Below are 24,186 nucleotides of genomic sequence, written 5' to 3' on the forward strand. Positions count from 1 at the left end.
CAAAATTCATTTTTCTTTCTGTATTCTAACATAAATAACCCCGGCTTTCCATAAGGTTCCCGGAGTTTTTCTGCTCTTTTGCAATGTGAAAAAGAATGTGCTGTGCGCATAACTATTTTGTCTTACAGGAAATACTTTCACGCATTAGCATGACACCCTAATCTTATAAGACAAAAAACCACCGCACCACTGATTCTTTTATCACTGATACGGCAGTTCTTTTTTATTGCTTTTTTTATTCCAGATGTTCCATGGGATTTACCGGCGCTCCGTCTTTCAGAAGCTGGAAATAAAGATTTGCCCCTTCTACGGAGTAATATTTGGTGGGTTCGCTCACGTAGCCGATGGTTTCGCCGCTTTCCACGTAATCGCCCTGATTTTTGGGCACTTCTTTTAACTGTCCATACCGGGCGCTGTAACCGTCTCCCAAATCCACAGTCATGGTAATTCCTGTCTCTTCACTGGTCTCAATGGAAGTCACCTTGCCGGAAGCCACCGCATTGACCGGCGTATTGACTTCTGCCTGGATAATCACTGCAGGGTTATACTTATACTGGTCCAGTGTTGCAAAATATACCGTCTGGTCCATATTATAATTCAGAATCACATTTCCCTGAAGGGGCCAGCTCAAATCCGCCGCCGCGTCAAAATGAAGTTCCGGTTCCACCGGATTGCTTACTTCTGCCACAACCTCCGGCTCATCCATAAAATTATCATCCTGCGGTTTAAGGATATTGGATACTTCTTCCGTAGTTTTTTCCTGTTCTTTTTCCTGTTCTCTGGCTTTGATTTTCGCTTTGGCCTCGGCGGCTGCTTCTGCTTTCGCCCGTTCCTGCGCTGCCTTCATCTGAGCCGCATCTTCTTCTCTGGCCTGCTGCACCTGCGCTTCTTTCTCTCTGGCCAGCTGTGCTTCCTGTTCCCGCTCCTGCTGAGCATAGTACAATCCTGTCATACCAAAAGCGGCCACAATCATAATCACCGCTGCCACAATATAGGATTTCCGGTTAAAAAATGCTGGGAGTTTTTTATTTCTCATCCTGTCACCTTCCATTTCTGTTTGTTTTTCCTTCTTATTTTTGCCGGAAAAACTGGTATTATACAGGAATTATGAGAAAATTTTACTTACCCTTTCCAGGCGGAATCACTGAACATTTTTACTTCCGTCTGCTCAGCAAAACCGTTGAAAATTTTATTTCAGTTTTTCTCAATGGAAATATCTTTATAATAATATTGCAGCAGCTCTTTATACTCTTTTCCTTCTTTTGCAAGCACATTTGCACCATACTGACTGAATCCCAGGCCATGGCCAAGGCCTTTTGTGACAATCCGCACCTGGTTTTCCACCTCTTTCAGATAAAAACAGGAAGAATTCAGCTTAAAATGATTCCGAAATTCTTCTCCGGTTATGGTCTGCTCTCCTACCGCTACCTTTGTCACATAATCACTGGAATCCCGCTCTGCAACAGTGACTGATTCCAGAATTTTTTCCGGTATACACTCAAACTCCGGACAGAGTTCTTTCAGTTTTTTCATGAATTCTTCTTTTTCCAGAAAAACCACCTTCAGAAAATCCGGGGAAGGGATGTCCATTCCGCTGTCCGTACACTCCAGATAAGGTTCATCCTCCCGCTGCAGGGCTTCTCTGGCACTTCGGGTTTTGCCCGCGCTGACTGCATGAAAGGCCGCATGAATGGGAGTTTTTCCGTAACAGAGGATTTCCCCTCTGGTGTCGGCTACTGCTGCTTCCAGAACCCGGTAATTTTCCTCAAATCCATCCTGGCCCCAGAGCTCCAGCATTTCTTCCCTGGACATGGATTCCGGCAGAATTTTTTCCTGCGTGGCCAGAGCAGCCGTCAGCTCTGTTCTGGCAATCACCGCCTGAGCTTTGATGGTCTCTGACTGGTAATCCAGCGGAATTTCCTTTGCTATAATTCCGGTAAGGTATTCCTCCACATCCAGTTCCCCGTCTCCTGTTTCCAGAACCGGAACAGATTCTTCCCCCGGCACATCCCGAATTTTCTCCCTGTCCGGGCTTGTCTGACCGTTCTGAAACAACAGGGTTACAATATATGGTACTGTGAGAATCAGTACGCAGACCGCCAGAAATGTTTTTATTTTCTCTTTCAAAACAGCACCCCCTTTTCTGACTATATGCCGGAAAAGTGGAAAATATAACTGACGTGATTCCCGTTCTCTGAATCTTAAGATAATAAAAATGCAAACAAATGTTCTTTTTTCTGTTGCATTTTCTTTTTTTCTGTGGTATGATGTACTCAGAACATAAGTTCTTTTTATAAATTATGACAGGAGGTTTCTCTTATGAATTTGCAGAAAAATATGGAATTATCCGAGAAGCTGACCATCCTGTCTGACGCAGCCAAATATGATGTGGCCTGTACCTCCAGCGGCGTTGACCGTAAGGGCAGCGGAAGAGGTATGGGGAACTCCATCGCGCCAGGTATCTGCCATACCTTTTCCGCAGACGGAAGGTGCGTGTCCCTTTTAAAAATACTGTTTACCAACGAGTGCATTTTCAACTGCGCCTACTGCCTGAACAACTGTACCACAGACGTCAGACGCGCTTCATTCACTCCCGATGAAATCTGCACCCTTACCATGGAATTTTACCGGCGCAATTATATCGAAGGACTGTTTCTGAGCTCCGGCATTATGGTCAGTCCCAATTATACCATGGAACTCATCTATCAGACCATTTACAGGCTCCGCCGTATCCATCATTTTAACGGTTATATCCATGTGAAGTCTATTCCGGGAGCCGATTCTGCCCTGATTGAAAAGACCGGATACCTGGCGGACCGTATGAGTATCAATCTGGAACTTCCCACAGCAGACAGTCTGCGGCAGCTCGCTCCCTGTAAATCCCGGACTACCATTTTAAAACCCATGCGGCAGATTCAGAACCGTATTACCGACAACAAACAGGAACTGATGGTTTACCGGGAAACACCACGGTTTGTTCCGGCCGGCCAGTCCACCCAGATGATTATCGGCGCCACACCGGAGAATGACTTCCAGATTATGAGCGTGGCGGAAAGCCTCTATGAGAAATTTCAGCTCAAACGTGTCTTTTACTCTGCCTTTGTAAATGTGAACGGCAATTCCATGCTGCCCGTTCTTCCCGGCGGACCGCCTCTGCTGCGGGAACACCGCCTGTATCAGGCGGACTGGCTGCTGCGCTATTATCATTTTCACGTTTCGGAGCTTTTATCGGAAGACCGGCCGGATTTTAATATTTTCCTGGATCCCAAGTGCGACTGGGCTCTGCGGCATCTGGAATATTTCCCTGTGGAAATCAACAAAGCCTCTTACCAGACATTGCTGCGGGTGCCCGGCATCGGCTATAAATCGGCGGAGCGGATTGTAAAAGCCCGCCGGCGAAACCGCCTGACCTTCGACGATTTGAAGAAAATCGGCGTGGTATTAAAACGGGCCCTGTATTTTATTACCTGTTCCGGGAAAATGATGTACAATACCAAACTGGAAGAGGACTATATCTGCCGGAATCTCATGGGGGATAAAACTCAGGTTCCGAGGGATATCCGGGAAGGCGGCTACCAGCAGCTCAGTTTCTTTGACCAGGATATGCGGGCGGATTTTCATCTCACCGACGCTCAGATTATCCCTCCCAGTCAGCAGATTGTCTCTCTTTAGAAAGGACATATTTATGTATATATTTCTCTGTGAGGACAGCATTGACGGTATTTTTACCGGAGTATACGACGCCTGGGCCAGCAGATACGGCCATGGCAACATTTCCCTTACCACCTGTCCGCCGGACAACTACAGTCTGTTCGACGAATACGTTACGGTACAGACTGATTATGAAAAAAGTGAAAAGGTGGCCCGCACACTGCGCAGCCGCCTTGGAGAAGATACTTATACGGAAATTTGTCAGGCCGCTTCTTCCACAGAAGAATACGGCCGTAAAAAAGCCATGAACAAAGGGGAAGCCATCTACCGTACCATTGTTCTGGCCCTGGCTCTGAAAGACGGAAGCAAGGTTCTGAATTATCTGGGAGAGCCTTATGTCAACCGGGTTTTTCACCTTTCCCGGAGCACCGGAAATGAAGCCCATCATCTCCTTGGATTTCTCCGGTTCCAGGAACTGGAAAACGGTATCCTTTTCGCCAGAATCCATCCCAGGAACCATGTACTCCCATTCCTGGGAGAACACTTTTCCGACCGTCTTCCTCAGGAAAATTTCATGATTTACGACGCGTCCCACAGCCAGGCTGCCCTGCACCCAAAGGGAAAAGGCTTCTTCCTCACAGACACCGGAGAACTGGATGAGAAAATGCTCCACCGTTATTCTCCGGAAGAAACGGAATATCAGAAGCTCTGGTGCAGATTCTTTGACAGTATCGCCGTGGAAGCCCGGATTAATCCCAAACTTCAGAACCAGAACATCCTGAAACGGTTTCAGCAGGACGTAATCGAGTTTCAAAGACCTCGCAGAATTTAAACACCGGCCTGTCTTCCCTGTCCGCAATTCTTTCGGAAGAACTTCCGGAACCGGACTCTTATGTTCCGGAAGTATCTCTCAGCAGATTACTCAGCGCTGCAAACTGCTCCAGTGTCAGCGCTTCTCCCCGTATACCGGGGGCCAGCCCCATTTCTGCAAGGGCATTTACAATCCGCTGTTTTTCCAGATTCAGCTCCGGCGCATTGTTCAGACCATTTACCAGTGTTTTGCGCCTCTGGTTAAAGGAAGCGCGGATGAGTCGGAACATCAGATTCTCATCCTGTACCTCAACTGCTTTCTCCCTGTGCCGGGTAAGGCGAATCACAGCACTTCCCACTTTGGGACGGGGAATAAAACAGTTCGGGGGGACGTTTGCCACCACTTCCGGTCTGGCATAATACTGAACCGCCAGAGACAGAGCTCCGTAATCTTTCGTTCCCGGCCCTGCCTGCATACGTTCCGCTACTTCTTTCTGAACCATAATGGTAATACTGTCCACCGGAACATGGCTCTCAAACAATCCCATAATAATGGGCGTTGTAATATAATAGGGCAGATTTGCCACCACTTTTATAGGTCTGCCCTGATTCTTCTCCTGGGCCAGACGGTTGATATCCACTTTCAGGATATCTTCGTTCAGCACTTCCACATTCTGATATGCACGTAAAGTATCGGCCAGAATGGGAATCAGATTCCTGTCAATCTCCACCGCAGCCACTTCTCTGGCATTTTCGCAGAGATATTGGGTCATGGTCCCGATTCCCGGACCGATTTCCAGTACAAAATCTTCCTTTGTAATTCCTGCCGCCTGAATAATTTTCTCCAGAACTCTGGTATCAATCAGAAAATTCTGCCCGAATTTTTTCTGAAAATTAAAGTTATATTTCTGCAATACCGCTATGGTATTCTGTGGTTTTCCTAAATCAGCCATTGTTACCTTCTTTCTGCTGTGATTTGTATTGCTGCCATATCCGGTTTCCAGTCAGTTCCACAGGATTCTGCCCAATCCGTTTGTTATCTCCATCCCCGCCATATAAAACACCGGAGACATGAGCAGACCCCGTTCCCCCGCTGCAAGCATTCCCAGAAAACTGAAGAAAAACCAGATTCCGCTGACTGCACTGCACAGGAGGATTCCTCCTGCCGCTGACACCGCGATTTCCTGATGCATCAGCAGCCTGCAGAGATACACAATTACCTGTATTCCAATCTGGAGGCCAAACACTTTTCCGGCAGGCACTGCTTTTGCCAGCAGATATTTCTTCCGGTCCACCGGAAAATACCGGATTTTTTCGTACATGGAGCGCCAGTGTTCCTGTTCCCATCTGGTAAAAGAAAGCATAACGCAAAAGAGAAAGGCCATCATGGCTGCCGCCGATACATTGCGCAGAAACAGAGGTTCTTCATAGTCTCCCGCAAGAAGCAGCATAAAATAAATACTTTCTCCCAGAAACAGAAGGATAGCTCTGGCTCCCATGGGCCTTTTGTCAAAGGCTCTGATATTCTTCCAGGTTCTGTTCACCGTCTCCGCCTCCTTTTGTCATATAATACATCCACCCTGACAAATCCGTATCTTCGCACAGAATCCCGGTTTCCGTCTCTTTCAGCCAGTCCCCTGCCATACCATTCCCGCCGTACAGGTTCCCACGGCTTTCAGGTATCCGCTCCCGGTCCAGCAATGCCTCAAAGCCCACGTTACTCACCTGAATTCCCACAATTTCCGGATAATTCCCGTCCCGGAGTCTCCGGCCTGTTTCCGGCCCTCCTCTGATGCGGCGATAACGGGTCAGAAGGCGCTCCATGGAATCTGTGTAGAGTATCTCTCCCTGCTCCAGCAAAGCAATCCGGTCGGCCACCTGTTCCATATCCGAGGTCAGATGGGAAGACAGCAGTACACTGAGTTCCTCCTCTTCCACTGCTGCCTGCAGCATATCCAGAAATTCTTTTCGGAAAACCGGGTCCAGATTTCCTGTAGGCTCATCCAGCAGGAGAATCCGGGGCCGATGGGCCATGGCAAAGGCAAACTGAAACTTCATCCGGTAGCCTTTGGACAAAAAACCCAGCCGCTCCGATTTCTTCAGCCCGCAGACAGAAAGCCATTTTCCCCATCTTTCTTCTGTAAATTCCGGATAAAACCGCCCGAAAGCCAGCCCGTTCTTCCAGAGGCTCTCTGTTTCCAGAAACACAGGCTCATCCAGCACAAATCCCGTCTGAACCTGGACCCCCATACGGTCTTTTCCCATGTTTATGCCATTCATCCATACAGTCCCGCTGTCTGCAGAGGTATGGCCTGTCAGAATTCGGATAATGGTAGTCTTTCCCGCCCCGTTTCTTCCCAGCAGTCCCAGAATATTTCCCGGCGGTATCTCCAGGGAAATATTGTTCAGCCGAAATCGTCTGTACTTTTTGGAAAGACATTCCACTTTGAGACCGTCCCTCTGCAAACTTTCTTTTTTCCGGCTCTCCTTTAATTTTTCCATTTTCTTCTCCCTTCCGGATTCCTTTGAGATATCCCCGGCTTTTCCTGTATCAACGCTACAGCTCCTCAAATAAAACTTCAATATAATCCATCATATCTTCTCTGGAAAGCCCGGCTTTCTTCCATTCCACCGCCAGTTTGCCCAGTTCCTCCTCCAGCATCTGTATTCTCTTTTCTTTGAGCATACTGGTATTCTGCCGGGAAACATAAAAGCCTTTTCCGGCTACCGGGTAAATCAGCCCCTCCTGCTCCAGTTCTTCATAAGCTCGTTTGGTAGTTATAACGCTAATCTGCAAATCTCTGGCCAGAGAACGGATGGAAGGCAGGGGTTCCCCCTCCCGCAAATCCCCGGCAATTACCGCATCTTTGATCTGACGGACAATCTGTTCATAAATTGCAAGGTTACTTGTATTGGAAATTATAATTTTCATGAAGCAGTCCCTTCCTGTTATGATTCCGTTCCTCACAGTTCATCGTAATACAGATCTGCACAGGCAATTTTCCGGTAAAAATATCCAATTGCAAACAGGCCTGTCAGATAATTCACGGCTGGCAACAGGCACCCTGGTATGCTCCAGAAATCGCCTGTTGACAGAAGATTAAAAAAAGCAGCTCCCACATCCAGACACAGCACCATAATGGAAAGGCCGTACAGTTTTGTCCCGTTCCTTTCACTCCCCTTTACAGGCTGCACAGCTGCAATCTGAGAAGAACTTAAGGCCATACTTACCGGTATTACTCTCGCAAAGAAATCCCACCAGAATCTTTCTGTCTCCTGGCCTGCACAGGCAAGCTCTGCTGATGTGAGCAGCAGGAGAAACATAGCCACCCAGAGCATTTTCCGTATCTGCATGGCGGCAAACTCCTTCCTGCTTATCGGAAGAAGATATATCAATCTGTGGTTCTGGAAGTTTATCATAATGATCAGCCCTATATTGCTCCAGCATAGGCTGCTTATCAGCTGATCTGCCAGTTCCCGTCTGTTTTCTGCCCCTTGCAGAACCCCGTAGAAACCCACCGCAATTCCGAACAGAAGCAGTGCAAATCCAAATTTTCCCCGGAATGTATGCAGAGAAGCTCTGAGTTCCACCAGAATTTCCCTTCCTGTAAACAGGAATTTTCCCGGTGTAAAATTTCCTGTGCCCTTATTCTGAGCGCATGTATCCATACCTTTCATTCCAATCCCTCTTTTCCCACGCTTTCGGCTTCCGAAACCAGGTTCTGATCTGTCAGAACATTCGTTCACCGTCAGAATTTTCCGTCCAGATAATACATCAGTTCTGCCAGAGTGGGACGGGACACGCTGACGTCCACCCACAGTCCCCGTCCATCCTCCTGAAACAGACCTTCTTCATAATATTTCATACTCCGCCTGCCAGTCAGGCGATTGTCCAGATAATCCATCTGCCTCCTGCTGCCCCGCACAATTTTGTACTGTTCTTCCAGCTCTGTCATAGTCAGAGAAAAAATCTGGCGGCCTTTGGACAGCATGGTAACCGCATCCGCGTACTGCTCCAGTTCTTCCGTCAGATGAGTGGCAAAAAGAATGCCGCAATCATCATTGAGCACATCATACAGCAGGTTCATCCATTCCCGGCGGAATACCGGGTCCAGTCCCGCTTCCGGCTCATCCATCAGAATCAGTCCAGGGCGGCGGGCCAGTGCAAAAGCAAGCTGAAACTTCATATAATTCCCCTTTGACAGCTTTCTGAGATTCTGTCCCGTATCCACATCAAACTGCCTGCAGTAGTTCAGGAAATCATTCTGATTATATGTTTTATAATAAGTTCCATAAATTGCTCCCGCATGTTTTACGGACAAGTCCAGCCGGAAGTAGTCATCGTCAAAAATAACTCCTGTCTCCCGTTTACACCGCTCCGGCTCCTGCTTCATGCTGACGCCTTTCAGCCATAAATCGCCCTGGCTGATGCGGGAAAGGCCGCAAATCATATGAAACAGCGTTGTCTTTCCGGCTCCGTTCCTGCCGATTACACCCATAAACATTCCAGGCTCCAGCGTCAGATTTATATCCCGCAGCCAGAAAGTGGTTCCCCGTTCCGCCCCGGCACCTTCAATTCGCAATATCGGTTCCATACATACATTCCCTCCTTCCTGAAACGCAAAGTGTGCATATACTGTATATATCTATATATACAGTATATGCACAGATATGTCAATACTTTATTCAGAAATTCGAAACATTTTCATCTGCCATCCGGAATACTGTCTTATCTGACTCTGGAAAACAGCCTCCGGGCATTTTCTCTGGTAACCTCCATCACTTCTTCCTGGGTAATCCCCCGCAGACGTGCAATTTCCTGCGCCACATAAGGCAGATTCAGGGATGAATTCCGTTTCCCCCGCTCCGGTTCCGGAGATAGATAGGGACAGTCCGTTTCCAGCAGAATATGTTCCAGGGGAATTGCGGCCGCAGTCTCCTTTAACTTTCTGGCATTTTTAAAGGTTACGACTCCTCCGATTCCAATGTAATAACCCATTTTTATATATGCAAAGGCCTGTTCCGGTGAATAGGAAAAACAATGTACCACTCCCGGTATCTGTTCCCCGTGAATACCCTGTACCAGCTTCAGAGTATCCTCCGCCGCATCTCTGGAGTGGATGATGACCGGCAGTTCCTGCTCCCTGGCCAGTTCCATCTGCCGGCAGAACCAGTAACGCTGGCTCCGCTTCACTTCCTCATCTTTATCCCAGTAATAATCCAGGCCAATCTCTCCCACAGCCGCAACTTTGGGCAAACAGCACCTTTCCCGCAGCCATTCATACACTTCTTCACTCAAATCTTCTATTTCGCTGGGGTGTATGCCTATGGCTCCGTAAATAAAAGGATATTCCTCCGTAAGGGCAAGAGTTTTTTTCACTCCCTCCAAATCGGAACCCACATTTATAATCGTTTCAATCCCATGTTCCTCCATGGATAACAGAAGCTCTTTCCGGTCAGAATCAAACCTTCTGTCATCGTAATGGGCATGACTTTCAAATATCATAATATCACACTTTCCGCATTATCTTCATTTCTGTGTATCAGGCAGATACTGTTTTTCTGTTTCCGCTTTACGTTGTACAGAGCCCCGTCTGCCGCATAGAGATAATCCCACATCCGGTTCTGATGTGTGGGAACACTGTTTCGGATTCCCTGCGATACAGTTACATATTCTGATACCTGAGAACCCTTATGCTCTATCTTCAGCCCTGAAATCCGCTCCCGCAGCTCTTTGGCCAGTGCCAGAATCTCTTCATCGGTTTTCCCATAATAGATAATGATAAATTCATCGCCGCCATATCTGGCACAGAAAATATTACTGTCCCGCTTCATCAGCTCTTTTAAGATTTCACCGATTTGCTGCAGACATGTATCGCCTGCCTGATGTCCGTATGCGTCATTATATTGTTTGAAAAAGTCCACATCAAAAATTTCGATGGAAAGGCGCTCCTGATTTTCACTGGCTCTGTCAAATATCTTTCCGGCAAAATCATTGAGTTTATAGCGATTGGGCAGCCCTGTCAGTTCGTCTTTCTCAGAACGCTCCTGCAACTCTTTCTTCTCTTTGAGTAAAGCCTCCTCTTTCAGACGGGCCTCTTTCAGGCTGAACCGCAGCTCAGTAGATCGGTGAATCACTCCCACATTTTCTTCTTTCAGAATCTTTCCGTCCTCATAGAGACTGGCGCAAACCTCCAGATATCGTTCCCGCTGTCCGGTATCCCGGTAATATTCTGCCTGCCGGCGCAGCAGTTCCATCTGCAGATTGGTAATACCTGTCTCTTTCACCAGCAGCTCCAGTCCCGGAAAAATTCTTTCCAGCTCCTTAAATTTCCCAATTTCCAGAAGAAAATCCAGAAAATCGAAAACGTCTTCATGGCTGTCCATAATAATCTGGAGATTTTCCAGTTTCTGAATTATGTTTTCAATATACTGATCCCGCTCCGCAAAACGTCCCTGGACATGACGTATTCTCACAATCAGCCCCTGAGTCATGAAAAAATCTATACCTGTCTCATCCATTTCTCCGATTTCACGGATTTTTTCTTCGTATTCTGCAGCTTCTTCCAGATTCTTCTGAAACAGGCTGCACCTCCCCAGCGAGGCATAAGTGTTGGCCAGATTTCCTCTGCCAAAAAACTCCTGTTTATAATCTGAAAAAATATCCTGTGCCTTTTTCAGATACCGGACTGCGGAATCAAATTCTCCAAAACCCATATACAGGCGCCCAATGTTGCAGGTAACCAGAGCAGTCTCATAGGGAAAATCATACTTTTCCCCATAAGACAATGCTGTAATATACTGATCCAGCGCCACCGTGGTGTTTCCCCGGTTAAACGCGTCAACTCCCATCACATTATGAGAACGTATCAGCAAATCCCACTGGGAAGCCTTCTGCTGGTTTACAATGCTTTCTGCCAGGCAGATCATCAGATTCTGATGATCATTCAGACAGAGATAACTTTCCGCCAGATAGTAATATGCGAATCCCAGAAGATACGAATCATTCTTCTCTTTTCCAACATCCACCAGCCTGCGGCAGCTTTCCATGTACGGTTCTCCTCTCTTATAGCGGAGCTCCATCATTTCCTCTATCTGCGCCTGAATTTCTTTCCCGTAATTCGTAAAGTCCATCCTTTTTCCTCCGTGACAGCCCGTCCCCGGGCTGCCCGATCTTCTGTTCCCGCAAAAGGGCCTGACTTCCTGTCTAACAGATTTCCGCTCCGGAAGGCATATTCTTTTCAGGTACTACCAGCGCCAGTTCTCCTTTTTCATTTTCTGCACAGAGCAGCATTCCTTCAGACAATACCCCTGCCAGTTTTGCCGGTTTCAGGTTTACCAGTACCATGACTTTCTTTCCAACCATTTCCTCCGGAGCATAGTATTTCCGAATGCCGGACACAATCTGTTTCACCTGACTTCCGATACGCACCTGAGAACACAGCAGTTTTTTGGACTTGGCCACTGCTTCGCAGGCGATGATTTCGCCCACCTGGAACTGCATTTTCATGAAATCATCGTATTCAATTTCCGGTTTCGCCTCCAAATCTATGCCTGCCTCTTCCGGTTCCGGCGCTGATTCCTGAGTCTCCGGATACAGTTCTTCCACCTTTGCCAGCACATCCTCCGGTTTCATCCGCTCAAACAGGATTTCCGGCTGGGAGGTCACCTTGGTTCCGCTTCCATAATGGCCGAAGCTGCCCAGCTCCTCAAAAGGCACTTCAAAGGCATTTAACTGAGACAGAATCTTTTCCGAAGTTTCCGGCATAAAGCTCTTTAACAGGCTGGCCCCAATGGTAATGCTCTCCACCAGGTTGTACAGAACCGTGGCAAGACGGGGTTTGGAGGCCTCCTCCTTTGCCAGAATCCAGGGGGTTGTCTCGTCAATATATTTGTTGCAGCGTTTGAACAGATTAAAGATTTCCGTCAGAGCGTCCGCCACGCGCAGCTCATTCATTTTGGCAGTTACTTTGGCTGCGGCGCCTGTAACCACCCGCTTCAGTTCTTCATCCACATCTTCCGCCACATTTTCATTGGTAACCACTCCTTCAAAATATTTATTGCTCATGGAGATGGTGCGGTTCACCAGATTTCCCAGGGTATTTGCCAGATCGGAATTGCGGCGCTCCGTTACCAGTTCCCAGGAAATCACTCCGTCATTTTCAAAAGGCATTTCATGGAGCAGGAAATAACGAACGGCGTCCACACCGAAAATTTCCGTCATTTCGTCGGCATAGAGTACATTTCCTTTGGATTTACTCATTTTCCCCTCTCCCTGCAGAAGCCAAGGATGGCCGAAAATCTGTTTCGGCAGGGGCAAATCCAGGGCCATCAGGAAAATCGGCCAGTAAATGGTATGGAAACGGATAATATCTTTCCCTATCAGATGCAGCTCTGCCGGCCAGTTCTTTTTAAATAATTCACTGGAATTTCCTGCAGCATCATATCCGATTTTGGTAATATAGTTGCTCAGTGCATCCAGCCAGACATAAACCACATGTCCGGGGTCAAAATCCACCGGAATTCCCCAGCTGAAAGAAGTTCTGGATACGCACAAATCCTGGAGGCCCGGCAGCAGGAAGTTGTTCATCATCTCATTTTTCCTGGATACGGGCTGAATAAATTCAGGGTGGGTGTTGATATGTTCAATCAGGCGGTCCGCATATTTGCTCATCTTAAAGAAATAGGCTTCTTCTCTGGCGGGCTGCACTTCTCCGCCGCAGTCCGGGCACTTTCCATCCACAAGCTGGGATTCCGTCCAGAAAGATTCACAGGGGGTACAATACAGTCCCTCATAGGCGCTCTTGTAAATATCTCCCTGGTCATAAAGCCTTTTGAAAATCTTTGCCACCTGCTCCTCATGGTCCTTATCCGTAGTACGCACGAAGCTGTCATAGGATGAATTCATCAAATCCCATATTTCTTTCACCTGGCCGGCCACTTTATCCACATATTCTTTGGGGGTAATTCCGGCTTCCTCTGCCTTAATCTGAATTTTCTGCCCATGTTCATCGGTTCCGGTCTGGAAGTAAACATCATACCCTTCCTGCCTCTTAAATCTTGCAATGCTGTCTGCCAGTACAATCTCGTAGGTATTTCCAATATGAGGTTTCCCGGATGTATAGGCAATGGCTGTTGTCATGTAGTATTTCCCTTTGGTGCATTTTGTACACATATGATCTGCCTCCTTAAATAATTGGAAGAACAAAATGGGCAAGCCCACTTCAACTCTCCTGCCCCTCAGTCTTGAGGGGCGCTGGACATCCTGCGGATGTCCGTTTAGCGCGGACCGAAGCGGAGCGTAGATTTGCACATTTTGTCGCGCCGAGTGCGGATTTGTCCTAAGGGGTACCAGGCTTGCCTGGGGGATACCTTAGGACGGTCACGTAGTGACATCTTCCATTCGCACGAGTGCGCATATTATTTTTTATCTTACAGGAAGACACTTTCACGCTTTAGCGTGACAAGGTCTTTCCTGTAAGATAAAAGAACCGCCTTCTGCATCAGTCAGAAGGCGGCTGTCCGCGGTACCACTTCTTTTCGCTCCTTTCTCACAAAAAGAGCCTTATCAAGTATTCCATACTTTTCGCTGTAACAGGCGAACCTGTCATCGCTTATCGGTATTTTCTCCGTATCTTTCTGCCGCTCCGTTCTGCTGCGGGCCGGAGCATACCGTTCAGCAATGCCACTCCAAAGCCATCTTCTGCATAACCTCCTGCGTCCCTTTTCACCAGCCGGAACTCTCTGTGTCATTCCGTTATGCATACTCTCTTTTTCGCTGTGTTTGGTTTGTTTTTATTTTATCAAAGACTACCACAGAACCGGCGGAAAGTCAAGATAAATGCCCATGACAAATCAGCGGAGTAATTCGTCATGGTATGAACTTTAACGAAAAACATATCGGTTCAGCCGTTCAAAAGCCTCCTGTACCCTGGAAAAAGGCAGGGCCAGATTCATGCGGACAGCACAGGCTCCGTGGAACATTCTGCCGTCCTGCCAGGCCACTCCCACTTTCCAGCCTGCCTGCAATACCTCATCAATGGTGGTTCCATGGTCCTGGCACCAACGGGAACAGTCTAAAAACAGCATATAGGTTCCCTCCGGTTTGCTGACCTGCACCCCCGGAAAATGTTGTCCGATATAGTCGCAGGCATAATTTATATTTGTGCTCAGCACCTGCCGCAGCTCATCCACCCATTCCTGGCCTTCCGGCTTATATGCCCCAATCAGTGCGTGCATGGACAGCACATTCATGCTGTTATAATGGGATTTGCTGCCCTGAGCCCTTACACGGTCCTTAAGATACGGATGATAGATAATATGATAACTGCCCACCAGACCCGCCAGGTTGAAGGTTTTACTGGGGGCATAGACAGCCACCGTACGGTTTCTGGCGTCTTCGCTTATCGACTGGGTGGGAATGTGCCTGTGATGGTTCAGAATAACGTCAGACCAGATTTCATCTGAGATTACCACACAGTCATTTTTCCGGTAGACCTCCATGGCCTGCTCCAGTTCCCACTGCTCCCAGACCCGGCCGCAGGGATTGTGGGGACTGCAGAATACGGCCACATGAATCCGATGTTCCTTCAGTTTCCTGTCCATATCCTCAAAATCCATGCGCCAGACATGATTTTCATCCTGTTTCAGAGGGCTGTGAATGATTTTATATCCGTTGTTTTCGATACTGCCTGTAAATCCCACATAAGTGGGACTGTGCAGCAATACCTTATCTCCCGACGCTGCAAAAGCATTCAGAACGGATACAACGCATCCCAGAACACCGTTTTCATATCCGATATCTTCCGGCTTCAGCCCCTTTACACCGTTTCTGCATTCCTGCCAACGGATGATGGATTGGAAGTATTCATCTGTGGGTGTAAAATATCCGAATGCCGGGTGTTTCACCCGTTCCGTAATTGCTTCCTGCACCGTAGGAACTGTGGGAAAATTCATATCGGCCACCCACATGGGAATGGGGTCAAATCCCTCCTGGGGAGCTGCCGGAGCTCCGCTCATTTCCGTTCCCAGTGCGTCTACCGCAATGGCGTCTCTGCCGCAGCGGTCCATAACTGAAGTAAAATCGTATTTCATGGCTTCTTCCTCCGTGTGTTTTCTTCTGTCTCTACTGCATATTTTACCACACGCCGCTGCTTCAGACACATGAATTTTAAAAATATCCGGAAGAATTTTATATCTGTTTATCACAGGTATTATCCACATGATGTTTCAGAATTAATGCCAAAAGAGCAGATAAAATCCTTGCAAACACCGTACTCCACCAAATCATAATCTGGCCGCCGAACAGCGGCGGTAAAACAAGCATCAGCACCAGCATAAACAATGGCTCTGTAAAAGTCAGAATATAGGAAAACGCGCTTTTTTCCGTTGCATAAAAACTTGTCGTAGTAATTCTGAGAACAGCCACAAAGGGTACAGAAATCAGAAAAACAGGCATAATTTCGGCAATCTCTCTGTTTACTTCATGAGAAGCTCCAAATAATGCTCCCAGGCTTCCTCTGGTCAGATACATAACGATACAGCCGGCCACGGACAATGCAAATGCAAAGCCATACGCTGATTTCCGCACAAATTTCAGTTCACTCCAGTTCCTTTCGCCGTAACACCGGCTGAGCAGGGGCTGGCTTCCATCGCCTACTCCCTGTAATATCAGATAAATAATACAAATCACATACGCAATACACGCATAAGTTGCGATTGCCTTTTCTCCTCCATAGAAAGCAGAAAAACGGTTGATAATCATCAGCGATATATTGGGCGACATGGCAAGTCCAAAAGGCGCAATTCCAACTTTAATGATGGAAGCCCACACCTTTCCCGTTTTTGAAAAAGAAATACATAATGTGAACTGTTTTTTCCTCAATAAATAAACCAGGGCAGTCAGCATGGTAACCCCCTGCCCGATAACGGTAGCCCATGCCGCACCTGCTACTCCCTGTCCCAGTATCCACACAAACACATAATCCAGAATGATATTCGTAACAAAACCTGCAATCATGGAAACCATTGCATAAAAGGCGCCTCCGTGATTGCGGATAAAGGGCACCAGCCCCGTACCGATTACCTGCAGAGCTGCTCCTGCAGCAATCACAGCAATATATTCTTCCCCCATAGAAAGAAGCTGCCCGTCTGCTCCTAACAGCCTTAAAAGGGAACTGTTCAGAAAGAAGGTGGAAACTGTCAGGATAATACTCGAAATCATCAGAAGCCATAACGCGCCTGCCGTAAATTCTTTTGCCTGAGCGTCTTTCTGTTCCGCTTTACTGATGGAATAATAAATTGCTCCGCCCATACCGATTCCGGTCCCCGATGCCTGGATAACTGCCACAATCGGATAAGCGATATTTATGGCTGAAAGCCCCATATCACCGATACTGTTCCCCACAAAAAAACCGTCTACAATCGAATAAATCCCTGACAATGTAAAGGATAATACAGAAGGTATCACATACTGAAAAAACGTTTTTGTATTACTCATATATTTTACTGCTCCTTTATTTTAGTCCGTACATGTACTATATTCATTATAGTATATGTACGGACTAAATGTCAAGAAAAAATGGAGCTGCCGGAAAATGAAATTTGCCTTTTCCCGACAGCCCCATTGCGGTACTGTGTAAAAGAAATATGCAGCTTTAAAGCAAATTATAAAACCATACATAATGTCCCTGCACCGATTAGTATACAGCCTGCCAGAGACCTGACCGTAACTTCTTCATGAAGGAAAATAAACGCCAGTAAAAGGGTAATCACCACACTCAGTTTATCAACAGGAACCACCTGAGAGGCCTTCCCCACCTGCAATGCCCGGTAATAGCAGAGCCAGGACGCTCCGGTTGCCAGTCCGGAAAGAATCAGGAAAATCCAGCTTTTTTTACTGATTTCTGTTATGCCGCTATGGGCATTCGTCAGAAATACCATTCCCCATGCCATGACAAGAACCACCACGGTACGTATTGCTGTGGCAAGATTCGAATTAACGCCTTCTATTCCAATTTTAGCCAGTATGGACGTTAACGCCGCAAACACCGCAGACAGTATTGCAAATAGAAACCACATATATGTTCACCTCCAGCCTCACATATCCTTTTCCATTTCTTTCTCAAATACCGTATTAAACAATGCGATATTGTCAACCATTTGCTGCACTTTGTCGTTTCCCATAATCTGAAATACCCGGTGTTCCAGTTCCAGCAACGGTGTTAAAAGTTCTCTGGAATAAGCAATGCCTTTCCCGGTTAATGCAATCTGCTTTTCCCTCCGGTCCTCAGTGCCGGGAACCAGTTCAATATATTCGTCTTTCTTCAAAGAGCGAATCACACTGTTGACCGTCTGCTTGGTCAGTCCGGTACAGATACAGATTTTCTTCTGTGTCATTGCCTTCTGTCCTTCCAGAGCATACAGCACAAGCAGAAGATAATAATTTATATTCCTGGAAGCTGCCCAGGAATTGTACAGTCCATCTGACTTTCCCCATACTGTCCATAATTTCTGTTCATCTGCAGGCATAGTTCTCCCTCCCTGTTTCCTCATACTAAATGCCATTATAGTATTTATACATACTTTTATCAAGACCTTTCTGTTCCGACTAAAGTACCGCTTCAAAATAGCCGAATAGCAGGATATTGTAACATAAAAATCTTTTTCTTTCATAAAACAGATGCTTATTTCTTACCGGATTTTACACAAATACCGTTTAAACAAAAAGCAAATCCACATAGCAGATAAAACAAATGCGGGAAGCATATAAAGAGGTATATTCTCTAAAATCGCTTTTCCAATCCAAAAAGAGGGTAGCGGAGATATTACATACTGTATATCTGATTTAATGAAAAACGGGATAACTGCACCAAAAACAGTCAGCGTAGATAGCTTCGTTACTGCCATACCCTCCAGCTTATTTGATGAAAACGTCAGTACAAGTAATGCAACAATCATGCCCTGCAAGGTTCCTCCTGCCGCCAGCAATAAAATGGTAATCGAAGAAAGGGGCGTCAGTTTAAAAGCAGGCAGCAGAATAATAGTCGTAAAAAATGCAATGACAGAAGGCACACCAAACCGTGCAACTATGTATCCTGTTTTTCTTAAAGGCGTGATGAATAAATAGACGTCTGTCTTTTCATCCCTTTCCTCTAAAGAAATCATTGCTGAAACAAAACAGAACATAGTGGACGACAGCATTGCAAACAGGATGTCAACCAATTTGTAACAGGGAGAAATAATTGCATTCATATGAAGACTGTCTGTCAAAGCAGCTTCTATTGAAGGTATGGCAAACCGAAAGAAAATGCCTGCAAGGACTGGCGCAAAACAAGATACAGACAACATCATGTCCCGCCGCATGGCTGCCACCATTTGGAAAAAGCTCAATCTAATTGCTTTCATAGCTTTACACCTCCCATGCTATCCCACATTTTCGAAACACAAAATCCTGAAATCACAAATAGAATTACCATCATTGCCACCACGCCCAAAAAACCTGTTGCGGACGAAGAATGCCCTGAAACCATATCCATACAGACATTGACAGGATAATACCTGCACCATGCAGGAGTAATTTTAAATAAATGCAAAATTGCAGGAACAAAGCAAACGGCTTCGATTGGCACAGTCCACAATATAAACTGGTTAAGGCCTGTAATTTTTCTTGCAACGATTATTCCAGATAATGTAAATATAACACCGGATAGAAACGTGCCAAAAAGTACAATGTGCAAATGATTCGCATCTGCGGCTAACGCTAAAATAGCTGCTACAACAAGTGAAATGGCAGACAATGAACAAACTTTAGCAATCACATATTCTGCCGCATGGACAGGAGAAACTGCCAATTCACATGTTGTATGCCGGCTCTTTTCCAAAAGGACAATCGCTCCCATGAAGAACAGCCCCATGGACGCGGGGTCGGAAAAGATTAAAATTGCGGCAGCTTTTTCTTTCCAGTTTTCGGGAAGCGCAAACAGTACTGTTATATAGATTACAGTCAACGCTGCATATAAAAAGTAAAAACCATATTTTGCCTGAAAGCGCATATCCAGTAAAAACAGCTTTTTCAACCTCATAACAGCGTCCTCCCTGTAATATCCATAAAAATGTCATTTAAGGTTGGCTCACTGCTGTGGATGGATTGCAGACGGTTTTCAGCTATCAGCCTTTTCAGCCGCTCATCAGAAGATATTTGTTCCAAAGGGCAGCCTGCACTGTGCTCCCCATTCTCAACCCATGTATAAGTTACGGTTGCCGCTCCTTTTGACATAATCAGATTGTGCGGGCTGTCAAGGGCGCATATTTTACCGTTTACAATAAACGCTACCCTGTCGAAAGCTCGGCTGCGTCCTGCATATTATGCGTCGTCAGAAGAATGGTTTTCCCTTTTGCCTTTTCCTCTAAAATTATATTTTTCATCCTGCGGCTGTTTGCGGGGTCAAGCCCGCTGGTCGGCTCGTCAAGGCAGAGCAGGACAGGGTCATGCAGCAATGCTTTTATAAAATTTAAGCGAGATTTCATGCCCTTTGAATAATCGGCTACACGTTTATCTGCATCCTGCTCCAAACCTACCGTTTCCAAAAGTTCATCCATCGGGCGCGGCCTTTTTCGTATAATGATGAGAAAAACTGCAAGTTCTCTCTTGCCGTCAACTTTTCATACATTGTTGAAAATTCAAAATCAACCCCTATATTCTCATAAAAATTCTTTGTACGATTTTTACACTCAATGCCATTTACCAGACAGGAGCCCTGATATGTTCTCAACATTCCAATCAGGATTTTCTGCAATGTGCTTTTGCCTGCCCCGGATAGTCCTGAAAATCCAAAAATTTCACCCTCCGGAACAGAAAAATTCATACCGGAAATAAGTGGGGTTTTCGTGTAACGAAACGAAAGATTTTCTACTGTAATCATGTCTACCTTCATACCATTTGACTTAATCGCTCTATATAGTCAATTTAGGGGCTGTTTTAAGTCCGGCCGGTTGCCAGACTCTTTAAATAATTTGTGTCACCACACCATAAATCAGGGAATACAACGCTTCATCATACTGCTCGCCAATCTCCGCCTTATGCAGCGTTGCAAAATAAATTGCGTGGAATGCGGCACTGAGAACTTTTATATCTACTTCTTTTTTCACAGGAAACAGGGTAAGCATTTTTTCAATCGTATCTGTATCGTCCTGAAAATGCTCCTCCACAATTTCCCGTGGCAGCTTACGCACAAGCAATTCCACTTCATTGACATCTGTCAATTTCAAAATCAGCATTTCCTCTGTCATTTTATAGAACTCAAATATCACGTCGGTCAGCTTTTTTGCTGACAACTCTGTACTGGCAATGCCGGAAATGGTCTGATACAGTCTGCGGTTGACATTTTCCTGCTGTTCCTGGATAACTTCAACCAAAAGTAATTCTTTTGATTTATAAAAGAGATAGAAAGTTCCTTTTGGAATATTCACCCGTTTCACGATTTCATCGACTGTTGTGCGGCGGACCCCTATTCGCAGTAGAGGATAGTCTTTTCCGTTACTTGCGGTTAGAGAAGAAATTTCTCCTTGCCACGTCTGTTCCTGTCGCGCCATAGGTTGAAGCTGCATAGCGTATGACGACTTTGCAAAAACCATTGAAAGAATACATGATGTGTTCCTGTATACTTCTGTGCGTCTGTCGGCTCTGCGTCTTTACATCTGATTCTTTGACGATGTATTTGTTCTTCCCTGCAAACAGGAATTCTGAAATCCCCGAAATCATAGGCATCCGCCAGTGATTATAGGGCTTTTATGAAATCCTCTCATCAAAACAGAGCGCAAAACCCTGTACACGAAACTGCTGACCAGCGGCAGGCTGAATACCTACCTTGACGACATCAACGAGCAGGCGACGGAGCAAATGCTCCTGCTGATAAAACAGATGGCAGAGCGTGAGGGCGTCACCGAACAGCTCAAGGCGCAGGATCAAATGCTGTGGGTGCAACGGATGAACAACATCCGGGACAGGGCAATAGAGATCGTAAATCACAGTCTGATCTACGCATAATGAACCGGGCGGCGGGGAGCAATCCCCGCTGTCCATTTTTGCGATCGAACTGACATTTTTATAGTGACAAATATGTCACTACGTGGTATGATAATGTCACTTCGGAAAGCGAGGGGCAGGATATGAACTTAGGAAAAGAAACAGAAACACTTGAATTCAAGAAGACAACAGGAGAAATGAAAGAGGCGATGATCTCTATTTCGTCCATCCTGAATAAGCATGGGATCGGAACGCTCTATTTTGGTGTAAAGCCTAATGGTGACATCTGCGGTCAGGATGTGTCCGAATCCTCGCTCAGAGATGTGTCACGATCCGTATATGAAAGCATACGGCCACAGATCTATCCTGCCATTGAGGAAGTCGTTCTGGACGGAAAACATTTGATTAAGGTAGAATTCAACGGTAATAATACACCGTATTCCGCTGCTGGAAGGTATTATCTTCGGACCTCCGACGAGGATCGAGAGGTGACGCCAGAAGAACTGAAAAACTTCTTCGTTTCAAACGAATACCGTGAAAAGTGGGAAAAATCTCCCTCTACCGCATCGGCGAAACAGGTCGATAAGAATACTGTCAAATCGTTTTGGCAAAAAGCCGTTTCCGTCGGAAGAATACCTGAGGGAAGATATACTTGCCCGGTCATCCTGAAGCGGTATGGGCTTGTCAATGGCGACAACCTCAACAATGCGAGTGAGTACCTTTTCGGAAGCACGCATCCCGTCACGCTGAAAGCCGCCATATTTGCGACGGACGAAAAGCTCACTTTCCTTGATATGAAGCTGTTTGAGGATAACATCTATAATCTTCTCGGAACGGCTGAGGATTACATACTGAAAAACATCCGGTGGAGAAGCGAAATCATCGGCACAGAGAGAACTGAGATACCGGAAATCCCCGTGGCGGTCATCAGAGAAGTTTTGGCCAACAGCTTTGCCCATGCGGTTTACAATAGCCGCACGAATCACGAGATTTGTATTCATCCCGGAATGATCACCATATACAGACCCGGCGAATATGCCAGCAATCACAAGCCGGAAGACTATATGAAGGGCAATTACGAATCCGTGATCCGAAACGCCACGATTGCCAAAATCCTTTATCTCAATAAGTCGATCGAACAGTTCGGAAGTGGTTTTAAGCGTATCAACAGTTTGTGCAAGGATGCCGGAATCCGCTTTTCCTACGAGAGCGATGAGCTTGGCTTCAAGTTCACCCTGTATAGGCCGCAGCGTCAAAGTGACATTCCCAGCGTCACTTTGGATGTCACTTTGAACGGAACAGAAATGGCTGTTCTTGCTATTCTAAAGCAAAAGCCAGATTCTTCACGCGGCGAAATCGCTGACAAGATATCCAAAACGGTCAGAACGGTACAGAGGGCGTTGAATTCCTTAAGAGACAAAGGATATATCCAGCGTGTCGGCTCCAAGCAGGAGCCGAGATGGAAAGTGCTGAAATAATCAATCTTCCAAAGAAAGGTGTTTATAATTATATGAATTACCTAGGCTATATCATTTATCGTGAGCGGCTTCGGCGAAATTGGAGTCAATCGGGGCTGTGCAAAGGAATTTGTACAGTATCGTATCTGTCCAAGATTGAAACCGGCAAAGCAGATCCGTCAGAAGAGGTTTTGCGTCTCCTCTTGGAGCGGCTTGAGTTAAAAAGCGATCAAAGAACTGAGAAAGAAGCTGCTGAATTAGCAATGCAGGGTTGGGAGCTGCTGTTTGACGGTAGGTTTAATCAGCTACGACATCTGCTACATGAAAAGGACATAGAACGCTATCGAGCTGTTCCTGCGTGGCTGGATCTGACGTTGCTTTCTTCCGAAAAGCCGTTGGATACTGCATTGGAAGCATGCATGGATACACGGCAATTAGCCCTGCAACGGATATTACAAGGGCGGGAAATTGAGGCGGTGCAACTCATGCCTAACGCATATACCTACCTGACGCTGGGCATGGCCGACTATAAAGCCGGAAACTACTCATCCGCAGTGGACGCGCTGCAGACTGCTTATGACTTAGCAAGCAGGGAAGGTGCGGTGCGGATCATGCTGGAGGCGAAGCTCTTCCTCGGCAACGCATATTGCAATCGGCAGGATCTTCCCAACATGGAGCGTCAATATCGGGTGGCGCAGCGGCTGGCTGAGGATTTGCAAGATCAGAGAGCCCTTGGGGCCATTGGCTATAACACAGCATCGGCGTGGATTGAGACAGGACGCTATGAGGATGCCTACACATGGTTCTCCCGGCAGGAACAGCCTTCACTGATGTCACTGCACAAGCTGGCGATCTGCTGTGAAAAGACCGGACGGCGGGAGATGGCCCTCAGCACATTGAAACGGGCCGAAGGCATGGATACCGACGAGATGGATTGCTCCCTTGCCATGCAGCTTCTTTCTCTCGTTCGGTATCGCGTAGAGCACCCGGACTATCTCCCACGAGAGGATTATGGCACGCTGCTTTTGGAAAGCTTTACCCGCCTCCGAAGAGAACTGCCCTCTGGCTTTGCAATCTTCCACTTGCCTTGGGTGCTGGAATGGTATAAAGCAACCAGGCAATATAAGAAAGCCTGCGAACTGCTGGAGGAGTTTCCTGAAAAAACATTATAAAGCATAATTTAGCCCGCATATTCAGAGGAACTTTCCCAAATATGCGGGCTATTATTTATCTCACCGAACT

Annotated in this window: 23 protein-coding genes, 2 pseudogenes and 1 other annotated feature; of the genes and pseudogenes, 5 read left to right on the forward strand and 20 right to left on the reverse strand. The window is 46.6% G+C overall.

The genetic code is table 11. The annotated features are described in order from the left end of the window. Window positions 1-235: 235 nt before the first annotated feature. Window positions 236-1,036, reverse strand: coding sequence for a M23 family metallopeptidase (locus VSQ32_15635; GenBank protein MEH2944255.1), 801 nt, complete (start codon window positions 1,034-1,036; stop codon window positions 236-238). 158 nt (window positions 1,037-1,194) lie between these two features. After that, on the reverse strand, window positions 1,195-2,127 hold the full coding sequence (locus tag VSQ32_15640; protein ID MEH2944256.1) for a SpoIID/LytB domain-containing protein: 933 nt from the start codon (window positions 2,125-2,127) through the stop codon (window positions 1,195-1,197). Between the two features lie 192 nt (window positions 2,128-2,319). Between VSQ32_15640 and VSQ32_15645 the strand changes: the two genes are divergently transcribed. Further along, window positions 2,320-3,672: a putative DNA modification/repair radical SAM protein gene (locus tag VSQ32_15645; protein MEH2944257.1), complete on the forward strand. Its 1,353-nt coding sequence runs from the start codon at window positions 2,320-2,322 to the stop codon at window positions 3,670-3,672. A 13-nt stretch (window positions 3,673-3,685) separates the two neighbouring features. Beyond that, window positions 3,686-4,483: a TIGR03915 family putative DNA repair protein gene (locus tag VSQ32_15650; GenBank protein ID MEH2944258.1), complete on the forward strand. Its 798-nt coding sequence runs from the start codon at window positions 3,686-3,688 to the stop codon at window positions 4,481-4,483. Window positions 4,484-4,541: 58 nt separating this feature from the next. On the opposite strand, the gene rsmA is transcribed toward VSQ32_15650, so the two are convergent. The 18 genes and pseudogenes from rsmA to VSQ32_15740 form a co-directional block, all read right to left on the reverse strand. Next, a complete protein-coding gene (rsmA, locus tag VSQ32_15655; protein ID MEH2944259.1) occupies window positions 4,542-5,414 on the reverse strand; it encodes a 16S rRNA (adenine(1518)-N(6)/adenine(1519)-N(6))-dimethyltransferase RsmA in 873 nt (290 codons plus the stop codon). A gap of 51 nt (window positions 5,415-5,465) precedes the next feature. Beyond that, window positions 5,466-6,005 carry a hypothetical protein gene (locus VSQ32_15660; GenBank protein ID MEH2944260.1) on the reverse strand — a complete coding sequence of 180 codons (540 nt, stop codon included), beginning with the start codon at window positions 6,003-6,005 and terminating at the stop codon, window positions 5,466-5,468. Further along, window positions 5,971-6,963 (reverse strand): ABC transporter ATP-binding protein, encoded by a 993-nt coding sequence (locus tag VSQ32_15665; protein MEH2944261.1) that lies wholly within the window; start codon window positions 6,961-6,963, stop codon window positions 5,971-5,973. The genes VSQ32_15660 and VSQ32_15665 overlap by 35 nt, the downstream gene beginning before the upstream one ends. 55 nt (window positions 6,964-7,018) lie before the next feature. Further along, window positions 7,019-7,393 (reverse strand): GntR family transcriptional regulator, encoded by a 375-nt coding sequence (locus tag VSQ32_15670; protein MEH2944262.1) that lies wholly within the window; start codon window positions 7,391-7,393, stop codon window positions 7,019-7,021. 32 nt (window positions 7,394-7,425) lie between these two features. After that, window positions 7,426-8,139 (reverse strand): hypothetical protein, encoded by a 714-nt coding sequence (locus tag VSQ32_15675; GenBank protein MEH2944263.1) that lies wholly within the window; start codon window positions 8,137-8,139, stop codon window positions 7,426-7,428. Window positions 8,140-8,210: 71 nt separating this feature from the next. Then, the gene (locus VSQ32_15680; GenBank protein ID MEH2944264.1) at window positions 8,211-9,056 is read right to left on the reverse strand and encodes an ABC transporter ATP-binding protein; all 846 of its coding nucleotides are present in this window, start codon (window positions 9,054-9,056) and stop codon (window positions 8,211-8,213) included. Window positions 9,057-9,190: 134 nt separating this feature from the next. Then, window positions 9,191-9,967: a TatD family hydrolase gene (locus tag VSQ32_15685; GenBank protein MEH2944265.1), complete on the reverse strand. Its 777-nt coding sequence runs from the start codon at window positions 9,965-9,967 to the stop codon at window positions 9,191-9,193. Further along, window positions 9,964-11,595, reverse strand: a complete 1,632-nt coding sequence (locus VSQ32_15690; GenBank protein ID MEH2944266.1) for a tetratricopeptide repeat-containing diguanylate cyclase — start codon at window positions 11,593-11,595, stop codon at window positions 9,964-9,966. Before VSQ32_15690 ends, VSQ32_15685 begins: the two co-directional genes overlap by 4 nt. Before the next feature lie 73 nt (window positions 11,596-11,668). Further along, window positions 11,669-13,636 carry a methionine--tRNA ligase gene (metG, locus tag VSQ32_15695; protein MEH2944267.1) on the reverse strand — a complete coding sequence of 656 codons (1,968 nt, stop codon included), beginning with the start codon at window positions 13,634-13,636 and terminating at the stop codon, window positions 11,669-11,671. A 332-nt stretch (window positions 13,637-13,968) separates the two neighbouring features. After that, window positions 13,969-14,249 (reverse strand) — a binding site (T-box leader). Window positions 14,250-14,346: 97 nt separating this feature from the next. Further along, a complete protein-coding gene (locus VSQ32_15700; protein MEH2944268.1) occupies window positions 14,347-15,555 on the reverse strand; it encodes an aminotransferase class I/II-fold pyridoxal phosphate-dependent enzyme in 1,209 nt (402 codons plus the stop codon). Between the two features lie 97 nt (window positions 15,556-15,652). After that, window positions 15,653-16,960, reverse strand: coding sequence for an MATE family efflux transporter (locus tag VSQ32_15705; GenBank protein ID MEH2944269.1), 1,308 nt, complete (start codon window positions 16,958-16,960; stop codon window positions 15,653-15,655). A 167-nt stretch (window positions 16,961-17,127) separates the two neighbouring features. Further along, the gene (locus tag VSQ32_15710; protein ID MEH2944270.1) at window positions 17,128-17,541 is read right to left on the reverse strand and encodes an EamA family transporter; all 414 of its coding nucleotides are present in this window, start codon (window positions 17,539-17,541) and stop codon (window positions 17,128-17,130) included. An 18-nt stretch (window positions 17,542-17,559) separates the two neighbouring features. Further along, window positions 17,560-17,991 carry a MarR family transcriptional regulator gene (locus tag VSQ32_15715; protein ID MEH2944271.1) on the reverse strand — a complete coding sequence of 144 codons (432 nt, stop codon included), beginning with the start codon at window positions 17,989-17,991 and terminating at the stop codon, window positions 17,560-17,562. 162 nt (window positions 17,992-18,153) lie between these two features. Further along, entirely contained in the window at window positions 18,154-18,867 is a 714-nt protein-coding gene (locus VSQ32_15720) for an ABC transporter permease (protein ID MEH2944272.1), read from the reverse strand. Continuing rightward, window positions 18,864-19,544, reverse strand: coding sequence for an ABC transporter permease (locus VSQ32_15725; GenBank protein MEH2944273.1), 681 nt, complete (start codon window positions 19,542-19,544; stop codon window positions 18,864-18,866). The genes VSQ32_15720 and VSQ32_15725 overlap by 4 nt, the downstream gene beginning before the upstream one ends. Then, window positions 19,541-20,384, reverse strand: a pseudogene (locus VSQ32_15730) (ABC transporter ATP-binding protein). Before VSQ32_15730 ends, VSQ32_15725 begins: the two are co-directional and overlap by 4 nt. An 82-nt stretch (window positions 20,385-20,466) precedes the next feature. Continuing rightward, window positions 20,467-21,054, reverse strand: coding sequence for a TetR/AcrR family transcriptional regulator (locus VSQ32_15735; protein ID MEH2944274.1), 588 nt, complete (start codon window positions 21,052-21,054; stop codon window positions 20,467-20,469). After that, window positions 21,021-21,109, reverse strand: a pseudogene (locus VSQ32_15740) (sigma-70 family RNA polymerase sigma factor). Before VSQ32_15740 ends, VSQ32_15735 begins: the two are co-directional and overlap by 34 nt. A 207-nt stretch (window positions 21,110-21,316) precedes the next feature. Here VSQ32_15740 and VSQ32_15745 point away from each other — a divergent pair. From VSQ32_15745 to VSQ32_15755, 3 genes are all read left to right on the forward strand, one after another. Further along, window positions 21,317-21,508 (forward strand): TnpV protein, encoded by a 192-nt coding sequence (locus VSQ32_15745; protein ID MEH2944275.1) that lies wholly within the window; start codon window positions 21,317-21,319, stop codon window positions 21,506-21,508. 122 nt (window positions 21,509-21,630) lie between these two features. After that, window positions 21,631-22,965 (forward strand): RNA-binding domain-containing protein, encoded by a 1,335-nt coding sequence (locus tag VSQ32_15750; GenBank protein ID MEH2944276.1) that lies wholly within the window; start codon window positions 21,631-21,633, stop codon window positions 22,963-22,965. Then, window positions 22,947-24,116 (forward strand): helix-turn-helix transcriptional regulator, encoded by a 1,170-nt coding sequence (locus VSQ32_15755; protein ID MEH2944277.1) that lies wholly within the window; start codon window positions 22,947-22,949, stop codon window positions 24,114-24,116. The genes VSQ32_15750 and VSQ32_15755 overlap by 19 nt, the downstream gene beginning before the upstream one ends. Window positions 24,117-24,186 lie beyond the last annotated feature (70 nt).

This window comes from Lachnospiraceae bacterium JLR.KK002 (assembly GCA_036941025.1).
GTDB lineage: Bacteria > Bacillota > Clostridia > Lachnospirales > Lachnospiraceae > Petralouisia.